Source organism: Bradyrhizobium sp. B039 (genome assembly GCF_038965675.1).
Lineage (GTDB): Bacteria > Pseudomonadota > Alphaproteobacteria > Rhizobiales > Xanthobacteraceae > Bradyrhizobium > Bradyrhizobium diazoefficiens.
Genome location: NZ_CP152416.1, coordinates 1,791,455 through 1,806,824, shown reverse-complemented (window position 1 = coordinate 1,806,824; position 15,370 = coordinate 1,791,455). Strand labels below are relative to the sequence as shown.

At 65.1% G+C, this 15,370-nt stretch carries 17 protein-coding genes; 8 read left to right on the top strand and 9 right to left on the bottom strand.

What is annotated here, in order from left to right:
* Window positions 1-4: 4 nt before the first annotated feature.
* Genes AAFG50_RS08530 through AAFG50_RS08515 form a run of 4 tightly spaced genes read right to left on the bottom strand, consistent with a single transcriptional unit; the run spans window position 5 to window position 6,345 of the window.
* The gene (locus AAFG50_RS08530) at window positions 5-919 is read right to left on the bottom strand and encodes an ABC transporter permease (RefSeq protein ID WP_028173032.1); all 915 of its coding nucleotides are present in this window, start codon (window positions 917-919) and stop codon (window positions 5-7) included.
* On the bottom strand, window positions 916-2,088 hold the full coding sequence (locus AAFG50_RS08525; protein WP_028173031.1) for an ABC transporter ATP-binding protein: 1,173 nt from the start codon (window positions 2,086-2,088) through the stop codon (window positions 916-918). Before AAFG50_RS08525 ends, AAFG50_RS08530 begins: the two co-directional genes overlap by 4 nt.
* Window positions 2,089-2,118: 30 nt before the next feature.
* Window positions 2,119-3,618: a glycerol-3-phosphate dehydrogenase gene (locus tag AAFG50_RS08520; RefSeq protein WP_039186983.1), complete on the bottom strand. Its 1,500-nt coding sequence runs from the start codon at window positions 3,616-3,618 to the stop codon at window positions 2,119-2,121.
* 39 nt (window positions 3,619-3,657) lie between these two features.
* Entirely contained in the window at window positions 3,658-6,345 is a 2,688-nt protein-coding gene (locus AAFG50_RS08515; RefSeq protein ID WP_028173030.1) for an EAL domain-containing protein, read from the bottom strand.
* Window positions 6,346-6,547: 202 nt separating this feature from the next.
* Between AAFG50_RS08515 and AAFG50_RS08510 the strand changes: the two genes are divergently transcribed.
* On the top strand, window positions 6,548-7,651 hold the full coding sequence (locus AAFG50_RS08510) for an NAD(P)/FAD-dependent oxidoreductase (protein WP_028173029.1): 1,104 nt from the start codon (window positions 6,548-6,550) through the stop codon (window positions 7,649-7,651).
* A gap of 222 nt (window positions 7,652-7,873) precedes the next feature.
* Here the strand turns inward: AAFG50_RS08510 and AAFG50_RS08505 are convergent, their stop codons facing one another.
* Complete coding sequence (locus AAFG50_RS08505) at window positions 7,874-8,056, bottom strand: DUF465 domain-containing protein (protein ID WP_008131172.1); 183 nt, start codon at window positions 8,054-8,056, stop codon at window positions 7,874-7,876.
* 328 nt (window positions 8,057-8,384) lie between these two features.
* On the opposite strand from AAFG50_RS08505, the gene AAFG50_RS08500 reads away from it, so the two are divergent.
* The 3 genes from AAFG50_RS08500 to AAFG50_RS08490 all read left to right on the top strand — a co-directional run bounded on the left by AAFG50_RS08500 (window position 8,385) and on the right by AAFG50_RS08490 (window position 9,219).
* Window positions 8,385-8,591 (top strand): DUF465 domain-containing protein, encoded by a 207-nt coding sequence (locus AAFG50_RS08500; RefSeq protein ID WP_011089847.1) that lies wholly within the window; start codon window positions 8,385-8,387, stop codon window positions 8,589-8,591.
* Window positions 8,592-8,732: 141 nt separating this feature from the next.
* Entirely contained in the window at window positions 8,733-8,945 is a 213-nt protein-coding gene (locus AAFG50_RS08495; protein WP_027545542.1) for a hypothetical protein, read from the top strand.
* Between the two features lie 22 nt (window positions 8,946-8,967).
* Window positions 8,968-9,219 (top strand): hypothetical protein, encoded by a 252-nt coding sequence (locus tag AAFG50_RS08490; RefSeq protein ID WP_011089849.1) that lies wholly within the window; start codon window positions 8,968-8,970, stop codon window positions 9,217-9,219.
* Window positions 9,220-9,327: 108 nt separating this feature from the next.
* Here AAFG50_RS08490 and AAFG50_RS08485 read toward each other — a convergent pair whose 3' ends face one another.
* Window positions 9,328-10,035, bottom strand: a complete 708-nt coding sequence (locus tag AAFG50_RS08485) for a GGDEF domain-containing protein (protein WP_028173028.1) — start codon at window positions 10,033-10,035, stop codon at window positions 9,328-9,330.
* A gap of 142 nt (window positions 10,036-10,177) precedes the next feature.
* Between AAFG50_RS08485 and purE the strand changes: the two genes are divergently transcribed.
* Window positions 10,178-10,666: a 5-(carboxyamino)imidazole ribonucleotide mutase gene (gene purE / locus AAFG50_RS08480; RefSeq protein WP_011089851.1), complete on the top strand. Its 489-nt coding sequence runs from the start codon at window positions 10,178-10,180 to the stop codon at window positions 10,664-10,666.
* Window positions 10,663-11,769, top strand: a complete 1,107-nt coding sequence (locus AAFG50_RS08475; RefSeq protein WP_011089852.1) for a 5-(carboxyamino)imidazole ribonucleotide synthase — start codon at window positions 10,663-10,665, stop codon at window positions 11,767-11,769. The genes purE and AAFG50_RS08475 overlap by 4 nt, the downstream gene beginning before the upstream one ends.
* A 96-nt stretch (window positions 11,770-11,865) precedes the next feature.
* Here the strand turns inward: AAFG50_RS08475 and aqpZ are convergent, their stop codons facing one another.
* A complete protein-coding gene (gene aqpZ, locus AAFG50_RS08470; RefSeq protein ID WP_028173027.1) occupies window positions 11,866-12,588 on the bottom strand; it encodes an aquaporin Z in 723 nt (240 codons plus the stop codon).
* Window positions 12,589-12,849: 261 nt separating this feature from the next.
* Between aqpZ and rpsU the strand changes: the two genes are divergently transcribed.
* Both rpsU and AAFG50_RS08460 read left to right on the top strand, forming a co-directional pair.
* A complete protein-coding gene (rpsU, locus tag AAFG50_RS08465) occupies window positions 12,850-13,146 on the top strand; it encodes a 30S ribosomal protein S21 (protein ID WP_011089854.1) in 297 nt (98 codons plus the stop codon).
* 237 nt (window positions 13,147-13,383) lie between these two features.
* Window positions 13,384-14,034 (top strand): tetratricopeptide repeat protein, encoded by a 651-nt coding sequence (locus AAFG50_RS08460; RefSeq protein ID WP_028173026.1) that lies wholly within the window; start codon window positions 13,384-13,386, stop codon window positions 14,032-14,034.
* 21 nt (window positions 14,035-14,055) lie between these two features.
* Here AAFG50_RS08460 and AAFG50_RS08455 read toward each other — a convergent pair whose 3' ends face one another.
* Window positions 14,056-14,961 (bottom strand): hypothetical protein, encoded by a 906-nt coding sequence (locus AAFG50_RS08455; RefSeq protein ID WP_342714162.1) that lies wholly within the window; start codon window positions 14,959-14,961, stop codon window positions 14,056-14,058.
* Between the two features lie 94 nt (window positions 14,962-15,055).
* A complete protein-coding gene (locus AAFG50_RS08450; protein ID WP_028173024.1) occupies window positions 15,056-15,340 on the bottom strand; it encodes a cupin domain-containing protein in 285 nt (94 codons plus the stop codon).
* Window positions 15,341-15,370: the final 30 nt, after the last annotated feature.

Genomic DNA, 15,370 nt, shown 5'->3' with positions numbered 1-15,370 from the left:
CGGCTCACCGCCCCTGTTCCAGTTGTCGCTTCTGCAGCCGTTCGTACAGCAACAGCGGCACCAGCAGCACCACCAGCAGCACGATGGCCGCTGCGGAAGCGACCGGCCAGTCCTTGTTGGTGAAGAATTCGAGCCACAGGGTCTGGCCGATCATCAGCGAATTGGAGCCGGCCAGGAGGTCCGGAATCACGAACTCGCCGACGATGGGGATGAAGCACAAGAGCACGCCGGCGCCGACGCCGGGCAGCGACAGCGGGAAGGTGACGAGCCAGAACACCTGCCAGGGCGGCGCGCCGAGATCGGAGGCCGCCTCCTCCAGCGCCGGCTCCATCTTGGCGAGCGTGGCATAGAGCGGCAGGATCATGAATGGAAGATAAGAGTAGACGATGCCGATATACATCGCGGTGTCGGTGGAGAGCCACACCACCGGCTCGCTGACCAGATGCAGAGCGAGCAGGATCTGGTTGAGCAGGCCGTCGTGCTGGAGGATGTTGATCCAGGCATAGATGCGGATCAGGAACGAGGTCCAGAACGGCACGATCACCAGCACCATCGCCACCGCCTGCCAGCGCTTCGGCAACCGCGCCATGCCATAGGCGATGGGATAGCCGATCAGGAGCAGCAGCGCCGTCGCCGTGACCGCGACGGTCAGGCTGCGCACATAGGCGTACACATAGATGTCGTCGGAACCGAGCAGCCTGAAATTGTCGAGCGACAGCGCGGCAAAGGCCGCCTTGAGCGATTCCCATCCCGCCGCCAGGTCAAACACCGGCTCGTAGGGCGGCTGCGCGATCGCGGTCTGCGACAGGCTGATCTTCAGCACGAAGGCGAACGGCACCAGGAAGAGCAGCACCATCCAGACATAGGGGGCGATCGCGGCGAAGCGCGCCGGTCGCGCGAAGATCCGGCGTCCGCTCATGACGGCAGCACCACGCAGTCGTCGGGCGTGAACCAGGCGACCACGTGCTGGTTCAGGCTGTAGGCGTCGACGTCGAGGCGCGCGCTGTTGGCGACGGACGCCTGCACCATCCCGCCGGTGTCGAGCTTCACCTTGTAGGTGGTGGTGCCGCCGAGATAGCAGATGTCGGCGATCACGCCGTCCAGCCGGTTGATCGCCGTTTCATAACCTGCCTCGCTCACCGGGCCGCGGCGCGACAGCTTGACCTTCTCGGGACGGATCGCGACCGACAATTTTCCCGCGCCGACCGGCTCCCGCGGCTCGGCCACCACCAGCGTCCCCGCATCACGCGTGCCGATGACCAGACGATGGCCGTCGCGCAATCTGGACTCGGCGTCGAACAGATTGATGTCGCCGACGAACTCCGCGATCCAGCGCGAACGCGGCGCCTCGTAGAGCTCGCGGGGGCTCGCGACCTGGGCGAGCTTGCCGACCTTCATCACCCCGATCCGGCTCGCCATCGTCATCGCCTCTTCCTGATCGTGGGTGACGATGATGAAGGTCATGCCGAGCCGGCGCTGGAGCTCCATCAACTCGCCTTGCGTGCTCTCGCGCAGCTTCTTGTCCAGCGCGGCGAGCGGCTCGTCGAGCAGCAACAATTGCGGCCGGCGTGCCAAAGCGCGGGCCAGCGCCACGCGCTGGCGCTGGCCGCCGGAGAGCTGGTCGGGCTTGCGCTTCTCCAGGCCCTCGAGCTTCACCAATGCGAGCATCTCCGCAACGCGCGTGGCGATGTCGGCGCGCGCCAAGCCGGCGCGCTTCAGGCCGAAGGCGATGTTGTCGCGCACCGAGAGGTGCGGAAACAACGCGTAGTTCTGGAACATCATGTTGATCGGACGCTCATGCGGCAGCGCCTGCGCGATGTCCTTGCCGCCAAGCAGTATACGCCCCTCATCCGGCGCCTCGAAGCCGGCGAGCATGCGCAACAGCGTGGTCTTGCCGCAGCCGCTAGGCCCGAGCAGCGCGAAAAACTCGCCGGCCTTGATGTCGAGCGAGACACCGTCCACGGCCCGGAACGTCCCGAACGTCTTGGCGACGCCCTCGATGCGCAGCAACGGCTGACCCGCTACGGGAAATGCAGCTCCAGCGGCCGTATCCGCCGCGACGTCCGTTCCGGGCAACTCTTCCGCCATGGTCCCTGCCAACCCCGATTCCGCCGCACGCTAGCGGCCGATCGGCCTTTGCTCAACCGGTTCGGGGCGATCGTTCACATCCGCCATGAACGCGGCAAGCCGATCACGATCGGCCTTGGGCATGGTCAGACCGAGCTTGGAGCGACGCCACAAGACGTCCTCTGGAAAACGCGCCCATTCGTGGCTCATCAGATAACGCACCTCGGCGCCGGTCAGCTCAGGGCCAAAGGTTGGGCCAAGCTCATCGCGGCTCTTCACATCCCCCAGCACGACCGGCAGTCGCGAGCCGTAGGCCGCGACCAGGCGTTGGGCCTCCGGCTCCGAGAGAAAGCGCCAGCGATCGCGTGCGAGGTCGACTTCGGTGTCGAAACGGTCCCAGGCGAAATCGCCGCCGGGGAGTACCGCCCCGGCGGTCCAGGGCGGCGACATCGGATAGAACGGCGTCAGCCGCGTCACCCCCCGCTCCGCACGCAGGCGCGAAGTAGTGACATCGCCGCCAAACATCGTGATCAGCGGCGCCTTGCGCCGGCGCGCATGGAACAGCGCCGTGCCGTCGCGTCCTCGCGCGGACGCCAGCGTCAGGTTGACGCCCGAGACCGTCCGGACCACGTCGGTCGGGGCGACGCGCTCGCGGAAATAGCGGCTGGCCGCTTCGCAGAGATAGCTGACGTCGGCGCCCGGCATCGCGACGATCGCAGGATCGCCGGTGAAAGCGTGCGTGACCGTGCCGATCAGCGTGAAATCGCGCTCGAGGGGCCGGGCGAAGATCAGCCGTCCATCATTGTTCTGGAAGACGTAGACGTTCTCGGAATCGAACAGCCGCGGCACGATGATCTGGCTCATCTGCATCGCGGCCATGGCGGGCTGCGGCTCCCGCAGCACGGTATCCGCCACCATCGACGTCCAGCCACCGGTGGCGTTGGCCAGCGCCCGCGCCGTGATCGTGCGGCGGTGGCCGCGATCGACCACCGCGAGGCGCCATGTGTCGGTTCTGTCAGCGCGCACGCAGCGTGCCCCGGTATGGATCGCGGCGCCGCGTTCGGCGGCATCCAGCGCCGTGAGCACCACCAGGCGGGAATCGTCAACGACACAGTCCGAATATTCGAACGCCGTGCCGAACGGACGCTTCAGCGCGTTGCCGACCGGATGATGCGTAATGTCGAGGGTCGCTGATGGCGGCAGGCCACCCCGGTTCGTGAGGCCGTCATAAACATACAGGCCGGCCCGCAGCAGCCATGGCGGACGCTCCTCGGAATGGGCGGGAATCACGAAGCGCATCGGCCGGACCAGATGCGGCGCGATCCGGAGCCAGATCCGGCGCTCGGCGAGCGCCCGGCGCACCCGCCAGAACCCGCGGCGCTCCAGCACCGACAGATCGCCATGAATCAGCCGCGGCGTCGCCGACGAGGCGGCGCCGCCGAGATCGCCCTGTTCGAACAGAATGACCCGCAGGCCGCGGCCGGCCGCATCGCGCGCGAGGCTGACACCGTTCAGGCCGCCGCCGATGATCGCAAGGTCGTAATCCGCCATGAAGCCGTCGAGAGCGAGCGAAACGAAGCGCTCCCATCACTAGCCGGTCTTGAGCGCAAGCTCCATGGCTTCGGCGCGGCCGACGAGGCCGGCATACTTCCCGATCGGCAGTGGCTTGCCGAGCAGGTAGCCCTGCACGCCGTCGCAGCCCTCCTTGGCGAGGAAGGCGAGCTGGTCGAGCGTCTCGACGCCCTCGGCGATGATGGACATTTCGAGGCCGTGGCCGAGATCGATGACGGCGCGCACGATCGCCGCCGATTGCGGGTTGCGGCCGAGATTGATGATGAAGGCGCGGTCGATCTTGATCTTGTCGAACGGAAACGCCTGGAGATAGCTCAGCGAGGAATAGCCGCTGCCGAAATCGTCCATGGAGATGCGCACGCCGAGCGCCTTCAGCCGGCGCAGCAGCGCCAGGCCCCGGTCGAAATCCTCGATCAGCACGCCCTCGGTGATCTCGAGCTCGAGCCGGCCGGGCGCCAGGCCGGTTTCGATCAGGATCGAATGGACCAGCCCGACCACGTCGCCGTGCATGAACTGCGCCGGCGACAGATTGACCGCGACCTGGAGCGGCTTCGGCCAGGACGCCGCCTCGCGGCAGGCCTCGCGCAGGATCCACTCGCCCATCTCGACGATCAGGCCGCTCTCCTCGGCGATCGGGATGAATTCGGCCGGCGAGACCTGGCCACGCACCGGATGCTGCCAGCGCGCCAGCGCCTCGAAGCCGATGATCTCGCTCTCGGCGACGCTATGGCCGGCGGCCCCCTGCGGCTGGAAGGCGAGCGAGAGCTCGCCGTTCTTGATCGCCATCGACAGGTCCTGATGCAGCACGCGGCGATCGCGGATCTGCTGGTCCATCTCCGGCTGGTAGAGGCTGATCGTGCCGCGCGATTTCTGCTTGGCGCGGAACAGCGCCGCACCGGCATTGGCGAGCAACGAGGCGCCGTCGGCGCCATTGTGCGGGAAAATCGACATGCCGGTGGTGGCGCCGGCACGGACTGGCCGGCCGTCGATCTGGAATTCCCGCGCGACGGCTTCGCCGAGCTGCTGCGCCAGCGCAAGACCCGCCTCCGGCTGCTTGCCGTCGATGATCAGGCCGAACTCGTCGCCGGACAGGCGCGCCACCACGCCGCCGCGCGCGGAATCCTGGAGCCGCTGGGCCACCTCGATCAGGAGCTTGTCGCCGAGCGCATGGCCGAAGACGTCGTTGACCTCCTTGAGGCCGTCGAGATCAACGCAGAGGACGGCGAACTCCTCGCCGGTGCCTTCGCAGGCCTCGATCATCTGAGTCAGCGCCTGCAGGAAGGCGGCACGGTTCGGCAGATCGGTGAGGCCGTCGTGATAGGCCATGTGCGCCATGCGCGACTCGGTCTGCCGGCGGTCGGTGACGTCTTCGTGGGTCTTGATCAGGTATTGCGGCTCGCCGGCATCGCTGAGCACGGTGGCGCGCCGGGTCAGGAACAGCCGCAGGCCGTCCTTGGTGGAGATCGGGTGCTCCTCGGTGATCATCCCGCGCTTCTTGATCGCAGCCTCGTCGCGCGCGATGATCAGCTTGGCTTCCTTGGGATTGAAGATGTCGGACGCGGTCAGGCCCGTGGCTTCCTCGCGCCTGCGGTTGAGGATCGTCTCGGCGCTGCGGTTGGCGAGCAGATAGCGGCCGTCCTTGACCTGCTCGACGATCAGCGCCACCGGGATGTTGTCGACGACGAGCTCGAGGAATTTCTTGGTGCTCTCCAGCTCCTGCGACAGTGAGCGGCGGTCGGTGATGTCCTCGAACACGAGCATCAGGAATTCGGGCTTGTTGTTCTCGTTGCGGACCACGATCCGGATCGAGGCAACCATGCGCCGTTCACCGCCGCGGTCGACCTCGAACTCATTACGGAACTGGCCGTCCGGCGAATTGAGCGCCGCCCGGTCGGTCGCCTCGATGCTGGCCGCTGAGACGGGGGCAAACAGCTCGCGCGCGTTCTTGCCGACGACCTGGTCCCGCGTAACCCCCCAGAACCGCTCATAGGCGGTGTTGGCGAAGATGTAGCAGCCGTCCTCGATGTTCTTCGCAGCAACGCAGGCCGGCACGTTGTCGAGCACCGTTTCCAGGAACTGCTTGGTCGAGGCGAGCTGCCGCGACAGCCTGCGCTCCTCGCTGACGTCGAGATGCGTCGCCACCGAGCCGCCGTTCGGCAGCACAAAGTATTTTACCAGGATGGCCCGGCCGTCAGGCAGTTCGGTGATCAGACCGTTGCCGCTTGCCGCCTTCTCGTAGAATTCCTTATCGGAGACGCCACCAAGGACCCCGCGCTTGCGCCGCAGCTCGAGGATGTCGTGGCCGTTCATGTCGGCCCACAGATCCGACCGTGACAGGCCATAGATCTCGAGATAGCGGTCATTGCAGAAGATGACGCGCCGCTGCGCATCGGTCATCACCACGCCCTGGTTGAGATTGTTCATGGCGGAGGAGACGAAGGCGTTGCGCCGCAGCTGCAACCGCCTGGTCCGGCGCAGCGCGGAGTGGATCCACAACGCGATTGCCACGAGGAACGCACAGACGACGATGCCCCCGATCAGGGCTTCCCAGATCAGGTTGGGATCGAGGTTGTCGAGCGAGCTCGGCGGGGCGAAGCTGACCGACAGCGCAAAGGCACGCGCAGGCGCGACCGTGCCGGCCAGGCACACGACGGCCTGCACAGCAATCAGAATCGTGCTGTCCGCGTGCCAGTTCTTCTCAGCCATCAGCCACCCGCGATTTCAACGTCGGATTGTCTGGCCTCACGGGTTTGGATCGGGTAAACGCCTGTACGCGCAACAGAAAAATGTCACGTTAAATACGGCAATTGCCCTGACATGATAAATGCTTCCTTAACGGAAAATCACCCCGCGCCCTCGTTCCCGGGCTTGATGCCACCGGCGCTTCCAGCGGACCTCCTGCACAACCATGGATAGGGTCGACTGCATCGTCATCGGAGCCGGCGTGGTCGGGCTCGCGGTGGCTCGAAAGCTGGCCCAGGCCGGGCGCGAGGTCATCGTGCTCGAGGAAGCCGAGGCCATCGGCACCATCACCTCCTCGCGCAACAGCGAGGTGATCCATGCCGGCATCTACTACCGCGCCGGAAGCTGGATGGCGCGCATGTGCGTCAACGGCAAGCACGCGCTCTACCGCTACTGCGGCGAGCGCGGCATCCCGCACAAGAATTGCGGCAAGCTGATCGTCGCGACCAATGCGAAGGAAACCGAGAAGCTGCAATCGATCAAGGCGCACGCCGAGGCCAATGGCGTGCTCGACATGCAGTTGCTCACGGGCGAGGCCGCACGCGCGCTGGAGCCGGCGCTCGCCTGCGACGCCGCGCTGCTCTCGCCCTCGACCGGCATCATCGACAGCCACGCCTACATGCTCTCGCTGCGCGGCGAGGCCGAGGAAGCCGGCGCGGCCTTCGCGTTTCACACCCCGCTGATCCGTGCCAAGGCGGCCGCCGGCGTGATCGAGGTCGAGGCCGGCGGCGCGGCACCGATGGCGCTGCAATGCAGCCTCCTCGTCAACGCTGCGGGCCTCGCGGCGACAACGGTGGCGCGCAATATCGACGGCATGCCGCTGGACCGGATTCCGCCGGCCTATCTCGCCAAGGGAAATTACTTCAGCTGCAACGCCAAGGCGCCGTTCTCGCACCTGATCTATCCGGTGCCCGAGCCCGGCGGCCTCGGCGTGCATCTGACGCTGGACATGGCGGGGCAGGCGCGTTTCGGCCCTGACGTCGAGTGGATCGAGACGATCAACTACGAGGTCGATCCGTCACGCGCCGAGCGCTTCTATCCGGCGATCCGGAGATACTGGCCGACGCTGCCTGACGGCGCGTTGATGCCGAGCTATTCGGGCATCCGCCCGAAGATCGTGCCGCCGGCGGTCGCCACGCAGGATTTCCTGATGCAGGGTCCGCGCGATCACGGCGTGGCAGGCCTGATCAACCTGTTCGGCATCGAATCGCCGGGACTGACGTCCTCGCTCGCGATCGCCGATCACGTCGCCGAGCTCGCAAATATCTGAAGCGTCTTCAAGCGAAGCGGATACCACTTCGCGCAAAGAAGAAAACGCGTCCAAACAAGAAGCCGGAGCTATTTCCGTTCCGATTCCGTCGGAACGGAAATAGCTCTGGACGCCGCGCAAATGTCCTTGCGCGGCTTCGCATCTTCCAACAGGGATGAGCGCAACAGCACTCACCCCTGCCTGAAGGGGTACGATCAAACTCGACGCTGAATACGGGGTTTACTAGTGAAGCGTGTCGCCAGTGTGCTTCAGACGCTCGATCTGGTCCTTGACCATCAACTTCCGGCGCTTCAACTCAACAATTTGCAGGTCGTCTGTTGAAAGGTGCACGAGAGCTTCGTGCAATTCGTTTTCGAGAGTTTTATGCTTCCGTTCCAATTCAACCAGATGTGCCTGAATTGTCATTCGAAACCTCCTCGGTAGGGGTGACCTTGGATTCGATCCGGACGACGAAGTGTACATCACCGATTCGTTCTGTCGATGGATATCCGTCGTCGCCTTGTCATTTTTGAAAATTCATATGTAACGAAGCGTGAGTAAGGAACCGCGCTGGGAAAAATCCATGATATCAATGCGCTTGCGCAGCGCCGCAGCGAACCGTCGAAATATCTTGCGAGAGATCGGTGAGCGACGGCCCGAGATCGCTTGCGGTCACGGCGCGCAAGGACGATAATTTCCACAGGGCATCCACAGCCTTAATCTCACGACTATCGGTTTTTCGGCCACCGCAGACATGACCCATGAAGACGAGAGCGAACTCGAAGCCGAGCTCGCCCGGTTGCAGCAGGAACACCGAGATCTCGACGCGGCGATCGATGCACTGCATCAATCGCCTGCCCCCGACCTATTGCGGTTACAGCGGCTGAAGAAGCGCAAGCTGTTGTTGCGCGACCGCATCGCCTTCATCGAAGACCAGATCACGCCCGACATCATCGCCTGATCCCCAGCGGGCTTTTCGCGGCGGGGCGAGCCGGGTGAATCCTCTTGACTCCAAAAGAACAAAATAGGAACATTCAGGCACCAAACGCCCCCAGGAAACGCCCCAGAGAAACGCCCAAGGAACCTAGCAAGGACAACGCAGATGTCGGCAACCGCCCTTTTGGACAACAGCCATTATGAACAGGCCTGCGATCAGGCGATCGCGATGTGCGACGGCAATCTGCGCAGCACCATCAAGGCGCTGATCATGGCCAACGAATATCTGGAGGCGGAGCTCGAGGAATTGCAGGCGGCGATTTCAGCCGGCTGCATTCCGGAGACCTCTCGCAGCAAGGCGCGGAGCAGCGCCGCCTGATGTTGATGATCGGAGCAACGCCATGTCGGACGTCACCTACTACGTTGCAATGCCCTTCCTGATCGATGACGACGGATCGCCGGTCGCGGGCGCCGCGGAGGAATGTCAGTCCTCGACGGCCGCGCTGCGGCGCGCCGAAATTCTGGCGCGCGGCGCCGGCCACATCGGCGCGGTCGCATTTTGCCGCAGCGGCGATCCCATGACCGGCGAATTCGGCGACGCGACGCTGCTGCGCAAGTTCGGCAACGTGCCGGAAGATCTGGCCACGTTGTAGGGCATTTATTGTTTGAGCATGATCTCCGCGCAAACGCGTTTCGCATTTGTCGCGAGGAAGATCGCTGCACACTTTGCGCTAGCGCGGCCCTTCGGGTCCGGATCATGCTCAGTTGCTGACCAGCCTGATCCGCGGCTCGTGCCGCCGGCGCGCCTTGCGCACATACATTGCGGCATCCGCCTCCTCCAAGGCGCGGCCTGCGTCGGAATGCGCCCCCAGCAACGCGACGCCGGCGGAGGCGCCCGCGGTCACATTCTGGCTGCGGAAGACGAAGGATAATTCGTCGATCGTCTGCTCGAAGGCCGCGGCCTTCGCCGTGGCATCGGTCTCGTTGAGATTCCACAGCAGCAGCGCGAACTCGTCGCCGCCGAGCCGGCCGACCACGTCGGAGGCGCGGACCTGCCGCGTCAGCGCGCCGACGATCGCCTTGAGCACCTCGTCGCCGGCGGCGTGGCCGAAGGAATCGTTGATCGGCTTCAGCCGATCGACATCGAGCACGATCAGCGCGCCGGTGGCGCGATAGCGCTTCATGTAGGCGATGGCGCGTGTGAGCTCGCGCTCGAAGCCGCGCCGGTTCGGAATCTCGAGCAGGAAATCGGTGTCGGCGGCAGCTTCCAGTTCCGCGACCCGCCGCTCCGCCGCCTTGAGCTTGCTCCGCAGCCCGCGGATGATCTTTGCACTATCCTTGGTGCCATCAAGCGACGCTCCGCGCCGCGGCGGCTTGGCCGGACGCTTGGTGGCAGGTTTGGACCGGCTGGCGCTGATTTTCCGGCCCTTTTTGGCCTTCGCAGCGCTCGCCCTTTTTGGTTTCTTCATGGGCATCCTGCTCAATGAAGGCTTGCGGGGATTCACCAAGACAGGATAGTGCATTCCCTTCTCCTTGCCACCGCCTTGCGAGCCGCCGGCCGGAACCGTTAATCTGGCCTATGTTTCTGTTTTCCCGAGCACAATTAACGTCATGACCGCGCCGATCGCCATCATCATGGGAAGCCAGTCGGACTGGGACACGATGCGGCATGCCGCCGACACGCTGGAGGCGCTCGGCGTTGCCGCCGAGACCCGCATCGTTTCGGCACACCGCACCCCCGACCGGCTGGTCGCTTTCGCCAAGGGCGCGAAGGCGGCGGGTTACAAGATCATCATCGCCGGTGCGGGCGGCGCTGCACATTTACCGGGCATGGCGGCGGCGCTGACGGAGCTCCCGGTCTTCGGTGTTCCCGTCGAATCGAAGACGCTCAAGGGCGTCGATTCGCTCTATTCGATCGTGCAGATGCCCGCGGGCATCCCGGTCGGCACCCTTGCCATCGGCAAGGCCGGCGCGATCAACGCGGCGCTGCTTGCTGCCGCCGTGCTGGCGCTGTCCGACCCAGCCTTGTCCGACCGCCTCGCCGCCTGGCGCAAGGCACAGACCGAGGCGGTCGCCGAGCGCCCGGAGGACAAGGCGTGACTGACGCAAAGCAGGTGAAGCTGAAGCCCGGCGACACCATCGGAATCCTCGGCGGCGGACAATTGGGGCGGATGCTGGCCATGGCCGCGGCGCGGCTCGGACTGCGCTGCCAGGTGTTCTCGCCCGATCCGGACTCGCCGGCCTTCGACGTCGTGCTGAACGCGACCTGCGCCGAATATGCCGACGTCGAGGCGCTCGAGCTGTTCGCCAACGACGTCGACGTCATCACCTACGAATTCGAGAACGTCCCGGCGGCCGCCGCGATGGTGCTGGACGCGCGCCGCCCGGTGTTGCCCAACCGCAAGATCCTGGAGACCACCCAGGACCGGCTCGCCGAGAAGGATTTCGTGACGCGGCTCGGCATCGGCACCGCAGCCTATGCCGACGTCACCTCCGTCCCCTCGTTGCGCGAGGCGATTTTAAGGATCGGTCTTCCGGCCGTGCTGAAGACCCGCCGCTTCGGCTATGACGGCAAGGGCCAGGCCATCATCCGCGCGGGCGACGACATCGCCAAGGTCTGGACCAGCCTCGCCACCAAATCGGCGATCCTGGAGGCCTTCGTGCCGTACGAGCGCGAGATCTCCGTGATCGCCGCGCGCTCGGTCGCGGGCCAGGTGGAATGTTTCGACGTCACCGAGAACGAGCACCGCGACCACATCCTGAAGATATCGCGCGCGCCCGCGCCGATCCCGGACGCGCTCGCCGAAGAGGCGCGCAGCATCGCAAGCAAGATCGCAAGCGCGCTCGACTATGTCGGCGTGCTGGCGGTGGAGATGTTCGTGCTCGCCAATGGCACCGGACCAAAGGTGTTGGTCAACGAGATCGCCCCGCGCGTGCACAATTCCGGACACTGGACACTCGACGGCGCCTCCGTCTCGCAATTCGAGCAGCACATCCGCGCCATTGCCGGCTGGCCGCTCGGCAAGCCGGTGCGCCACGGCGAGATCGTCACCATGACCAATCTGATCGGCGACGAGATCAACGATTACGAGAAGTGGCTGAGCGTTCCGGGCGCGACCATCCACATCTATGGCAAGGGCGCACCGCGCCCCGGCCGCAAGATGGGCCATGTCACCGAGGTCCGGCCGCCCCGGGACAAGTGACGGGAGCGCGGCAACCGCCGCGATCCCTTGCCGACTGGATTTTGTCTTGACGCGTTGTCTTGACGCGAACCGGTATCCACTTCGCTCGAAAACGCTCTAGGCCGCCTTCGCGCCTGCGACGACGCCGGTGGGCTCCTCGCTGAGCCAGCGATAGATCACCCCGCCAAGCGCGCCGCCGATCAGTGGCGCGACCCAGAACAGCCAGAGCTGCGCCATCGCCCAGCCGCCGACGAACAGCGCGGGGCCCGTACTGCGCGCCGGGTTCACCGACGTGTTGGTGACGGGAATGCTGACGAGATGGATCATCACCAGCGCAAGCCCGATCGCGAGCGGCGCGAAGCCCGCGGGCGCGCGGCCATGGGTGGCACCCATGATGATGAACAGGAACATCATGGTCATCACCACCTCGGTGAGGAAGCAGACCATCATGCTGTACTGGCCGGGCGAATGCGCGTCGTACCCGTTCGACGCGAAGCCCTTGGTGACGTCGAAGCCTGGGGCGCCGCTGGCGATGATGTAGAGCAGTTCGGCGGCAACGATCGCACCGCAGACCTGCGCAATCACGTAAGGCAGGATCTGTCCGGCCGGAAAGCGCCCGCCGGCGGCAAGGCCGACCGTGACGGCCGGATTGAGATGACAGCCCGAGATGTGACCGATCGCGTAGGCCATGGTGACGACGCTTAAGCCGAAAGCCAGGGACACGCCGACCAGGCCGATTCCGACCTGCGGGAAACCGGCCGCGATCACCGCGCTGCCACAACCTGCGAATGTGAGCCAAAAGGTGCCGATGGCCTCGGCAGCATATTTCTTCATATCCATGTGTCGTCCCCTCATTTCAAAGTTTCCGGAACAAAGCTCCGGTCGCCGCCCCGCCAAAGGCACCAAATCTCCCAAATCGGGGCCGCACAGAGGTATTTTCGCCCCATTTAATGGCTGAACTTGGCCCGAAAACCCGCTTGGCTGGTGGACATCCAGGGTTTTGTCTGATACATCCGCGCGCTCAAGGCTAAGGGCTTGTGCGTTTTGCCATCCCCTTTGACTTACCAGAATTCAAATCCGATCCACTGAAGAGGATGCCGCGTGCAGGTTCTCGTTCGCGATAACAATGTCGATCAAGCCCTCAAGGCGCTGAAGAAGAAGATGCAGCGCGAGGGTATTTTCCGCGAGATGAAGCTCCGCGGTCACTACGAAAAGCCCTCTGAGAAGAAGGCCCGCGAAAAGGCCGAAGCCGTGCGCCGCGCGCGCAAGCTGGCCCGCAAGAAGCTCCAGCGTGAAGGCCTGCTGCCGATGAAGCCGAAGCCGGTGTTCGGCGCTGGCGCCGGTGGTGAGCGCGGCGGCCGTGGCGGCCCGGGTGCTGGTCCGCGCGGACCGCGCTGATTTGCCGAATTTGTAAGACCTCAGTTTTCGATAACGCGGGCCGCTGGCCCGCGTTATTGTTTGTGAGCGGTGCCTTTCTGGGACGGGGCACTACCGATGCGGCGCTAAAGCGCGACGAGGTTGGTCGTCGCGCTTTAGATTGTTGTTTGAGCATGATCTTTTCGGAAAACCGCGGCACACTTTGCGCTGACGCGGCCCTTCGGGTCCGGATCATGCTCTAGCGCGAGCGAACCGTAGATGGCCTCCCCTTTCCCCGAGCGTGGCTTGGCGCGACTGCGCCAGATCTGGCAGCAACCGTTCGCACTGGCCTTGATGGGGATCGCACTATGCGGCTGCTCCTTCGATCTGGGATCGCTGATGCCGGAGAAGGAAAAGCCGCAGGAGGCCCCCAAGGCGGCGGCCGCCACGGAGAGCGCGGTCAGCCCTGGCAACGTCACTGAGGCCCAGACCCACACCGCAAAGGCCCAAGCCCTGGCCAAGTCAGGCGAGACGGCAGCAGCGCTCGACGAATTCAATCGCGCGGTCGGGCTCGATCCCTACAACGCGCAGGCGCTGTATGGTCGCGCGCTGATCTACCAGGGCAACAACCAGCACGATTTCGCCGTCGCCGATTTCACCGCCGCGAGCGGGCTCAACCCGCAAAAGGCCGAGCCCCTGCTCGGCCGCGCCATCAGCCATCTCGCCCTAGGCAAGATCAAGGAGGCTACGGCCGATCTCGACGAGGCTTCCGAGGCCGATCCGCACAATGCCCAGGTCTGGACCGCGCGCGGGCAGGCCTATGAGCGGCTGGGTGACAAGGCCAAGGCGGCAGCGTCCTACACCAAGGCGGTCGCACTTCGTCCACGCGACGATACCGCCCGCAGCGGCCTCGCCCGCGTCGGCGGCTGACAGCGCGGCGCAAGGGCCGTCTTAGTCGGGGGTGGCGCTCTTCGGCAGAACGGCGTGGAACATCGACTTGACGCCGGACAGCATCTCGTCGGCGACATTGGTCTTCTTCGGCCGCGGCACGGACACACCGGCATCGGCATCGGCACGCAGATCGAGCGGAGGCGCGATCGCCGGCACGGGAATGTCAGCCGGCGGCGTGATCCGATTCGGGTCGTCATTGCCGACCGAGGCCGTGTAGGACGGCGACGGACCGCCATTGCCATACGGCTCGGGCGAGGGCGTGGACACCGTGATCGGCGGCGGCAGCGGACGGACCGCGGACGGCTCCGTCGTGACGACACGCGGGGCCTCGGGGACGCGGGTGGCCTCGCGCACCGCGGGCTCGGGGGTCCGCTCGACCGGCTTGGTCTCGGCGGCTTTGGCTTCGGCAGCCTTGCCCTCAGGCGACTTGCGAAGACGCTCGATGGCGGCACGCGCCAGATCGTTGGCGTCGGGGGCCGCAGCCGGGGACGCCGCGGCCGGCGCAGAATTGGCCTCCACCACCGGGGCGGTAGCTGCCGGGATCGACTTCGCGGCCGCTTTCTCGCGCGCCGGGGGGCGGCCATGCGAGCTGGTGTCGGCGGGAGCGACGTCCGCAGCCTTGGTCTCAGGCTTGTCGGCGGGTTTCTCGGCCGCAGCCTTGTCCGTCGCAGTCTTCTCGGAAACGCTCTTTTCGGAGACACCCTTGGCCTTGACGCCGGGCGCCGGCAGGTTGGCGACGTCGGCGGGCTTCCCGTTCTTGCCAGCCTCGGCGGGTGCCACCACGGCCGTAGGGGTATCGGCCGCCGGCTTGGCGTTGATGTAGTGATTAACAATGTACGCCCCGATGATCGTCGCGAGCACCGAGGGGAAAATATCCATCGAGATTTTAGCGAGGTATTTCAGCATTTCTCGGCCACTCCCCGCGCGATCTGATGCGGGAACTTTGGGGCATTGTAAGGGATCAACTGCGACGGATCGATGGCAAACGGTAACGCCGGACTTACAGCTTCAGCTCGATCTCAAGGAACACGATCTCAGTTGAGGTTTCGTTAAGTACGTCGTGTTGGACGCCGGCTTTGCGGAAGTAGGATTTTCCGGCCGCAAGCTGCGCCTTGGAACGCTCGCCGCCGGGGGCCACGATGGTCATTTCGCCGGCGACGATGGGAACAATCACATAGTCCATCCCGTGGGTGTGATGCCCGGTCGCGCTGCCCGGGGCGAGCCGCCATTCGGTCACCCGGACCTCTTCGTTGTCGATCTGAACCTCGGACTTGGCGGCAAGCATCGGGAACTCCTTCAGGCATGATCCGGAAAA

Coding starts and splice junctions, on each gene's coding strand:
- AAFG50_RS08530 (WP_028173032.1), bottom strand. CDS start 919: ATGAGCGGACGCCGGATCTTCGCGCGACCGGCGCGCTTCGCCGCGATC.
- AAFG50_RS08525 (WP_028173031.1), bottom strand. CDS start 2,088: ATGGCGGAAGAGTTGCCCGGAACGGACGTCGCGGCGGATACGGCCGCT.
- AAFG50_RS08520 (WP_039186983.1), bottom strand. CDS start 3,618: ATGGCGGATTACGACCTTGCGATCATCGGCGGCGGCCTGAACGGTGTC.
- AAFG50_RS08515 (WP_028173030.1), bottom strand. CDS start 6,345: ATGGCTGAGAAGAACTGGCACGCGGACAGCACGATTCTGATTGCTGTG.
- AAFG50_RS08510 (WP_028173029.1), top strand. CDS start 6,548: ATGGATAGGGTCGACTGCATCGTCATCGGAGCCGGCGTGGTCGGGCTC.
- AAFG50_RS08505 (WP_008131172.1), bottom strand. CDS start 8,056: ATGACAATTCAGGCACATCTGGTTGAATTGGAACGGAAGCATAAAACT.
- AAFG50_RS08500 (WP_011089847.1), top strand. CDS start 8,385: ATGACCCATGAAGACGAGAGCGAACTCGAAGCCGAGCTCGCCCGGTTG.
- AAFG50_RS08495 (WP_027545542.1), top strand. CDS start 8,733: ATGTCGGCAACCGCCCTTTTGGACAACAGCCATTATGAACAGGCCTGC.
- AAFG50_RS08490 (WP_011089849.1), top strand. CDS start 8,968: ATGTCGGACGTCACCTACTACGTTGCAATGCCCTTCCTGATCGATGAC.
- AAFG50_RS08485 (WP_028173028.1), bottom strand. CDS start 10,035: ATGAAGAAACCAAAAAGGGCGAGCGCTGCGAAGGCCAAAAAGGGCCGG.
- purE (WP_011089851.1), top strand. CDS start 10,178: ATGACCGCGCCGATCGCCATCATCATGGGAAGCCAGTCGGACTGGGAC.
- aqpZ (WP_028173027.1), bottom strand. CDS start 12,588: ATGGATATGAAGAAATATGCTGCCGAGGCCATCGGCACCTTTTGGCTC.
- AAFG50_RS08460 (WP_028173026.1), top strand. CDS start 13,384: ATGGCCTCCCCTTTCCCCGAGCGTGGCTTGGCGCGACTGCGCCAGATC.
- AAFG50_RS08455 (WP_342714162.1), bottom strand. CDS start 14,961: ATGCTGAAATACCTCGCTAAAATCTCGATGGATATTTTCCCCTCGGTG.
- AAFG50_RS08450 (WP_028173024.1), bottom strand. CDS start 15,340: ATGCTTGCCGCCAAGTCCGAGGTTCAGATCGACAACGAAGAGGTCCGG.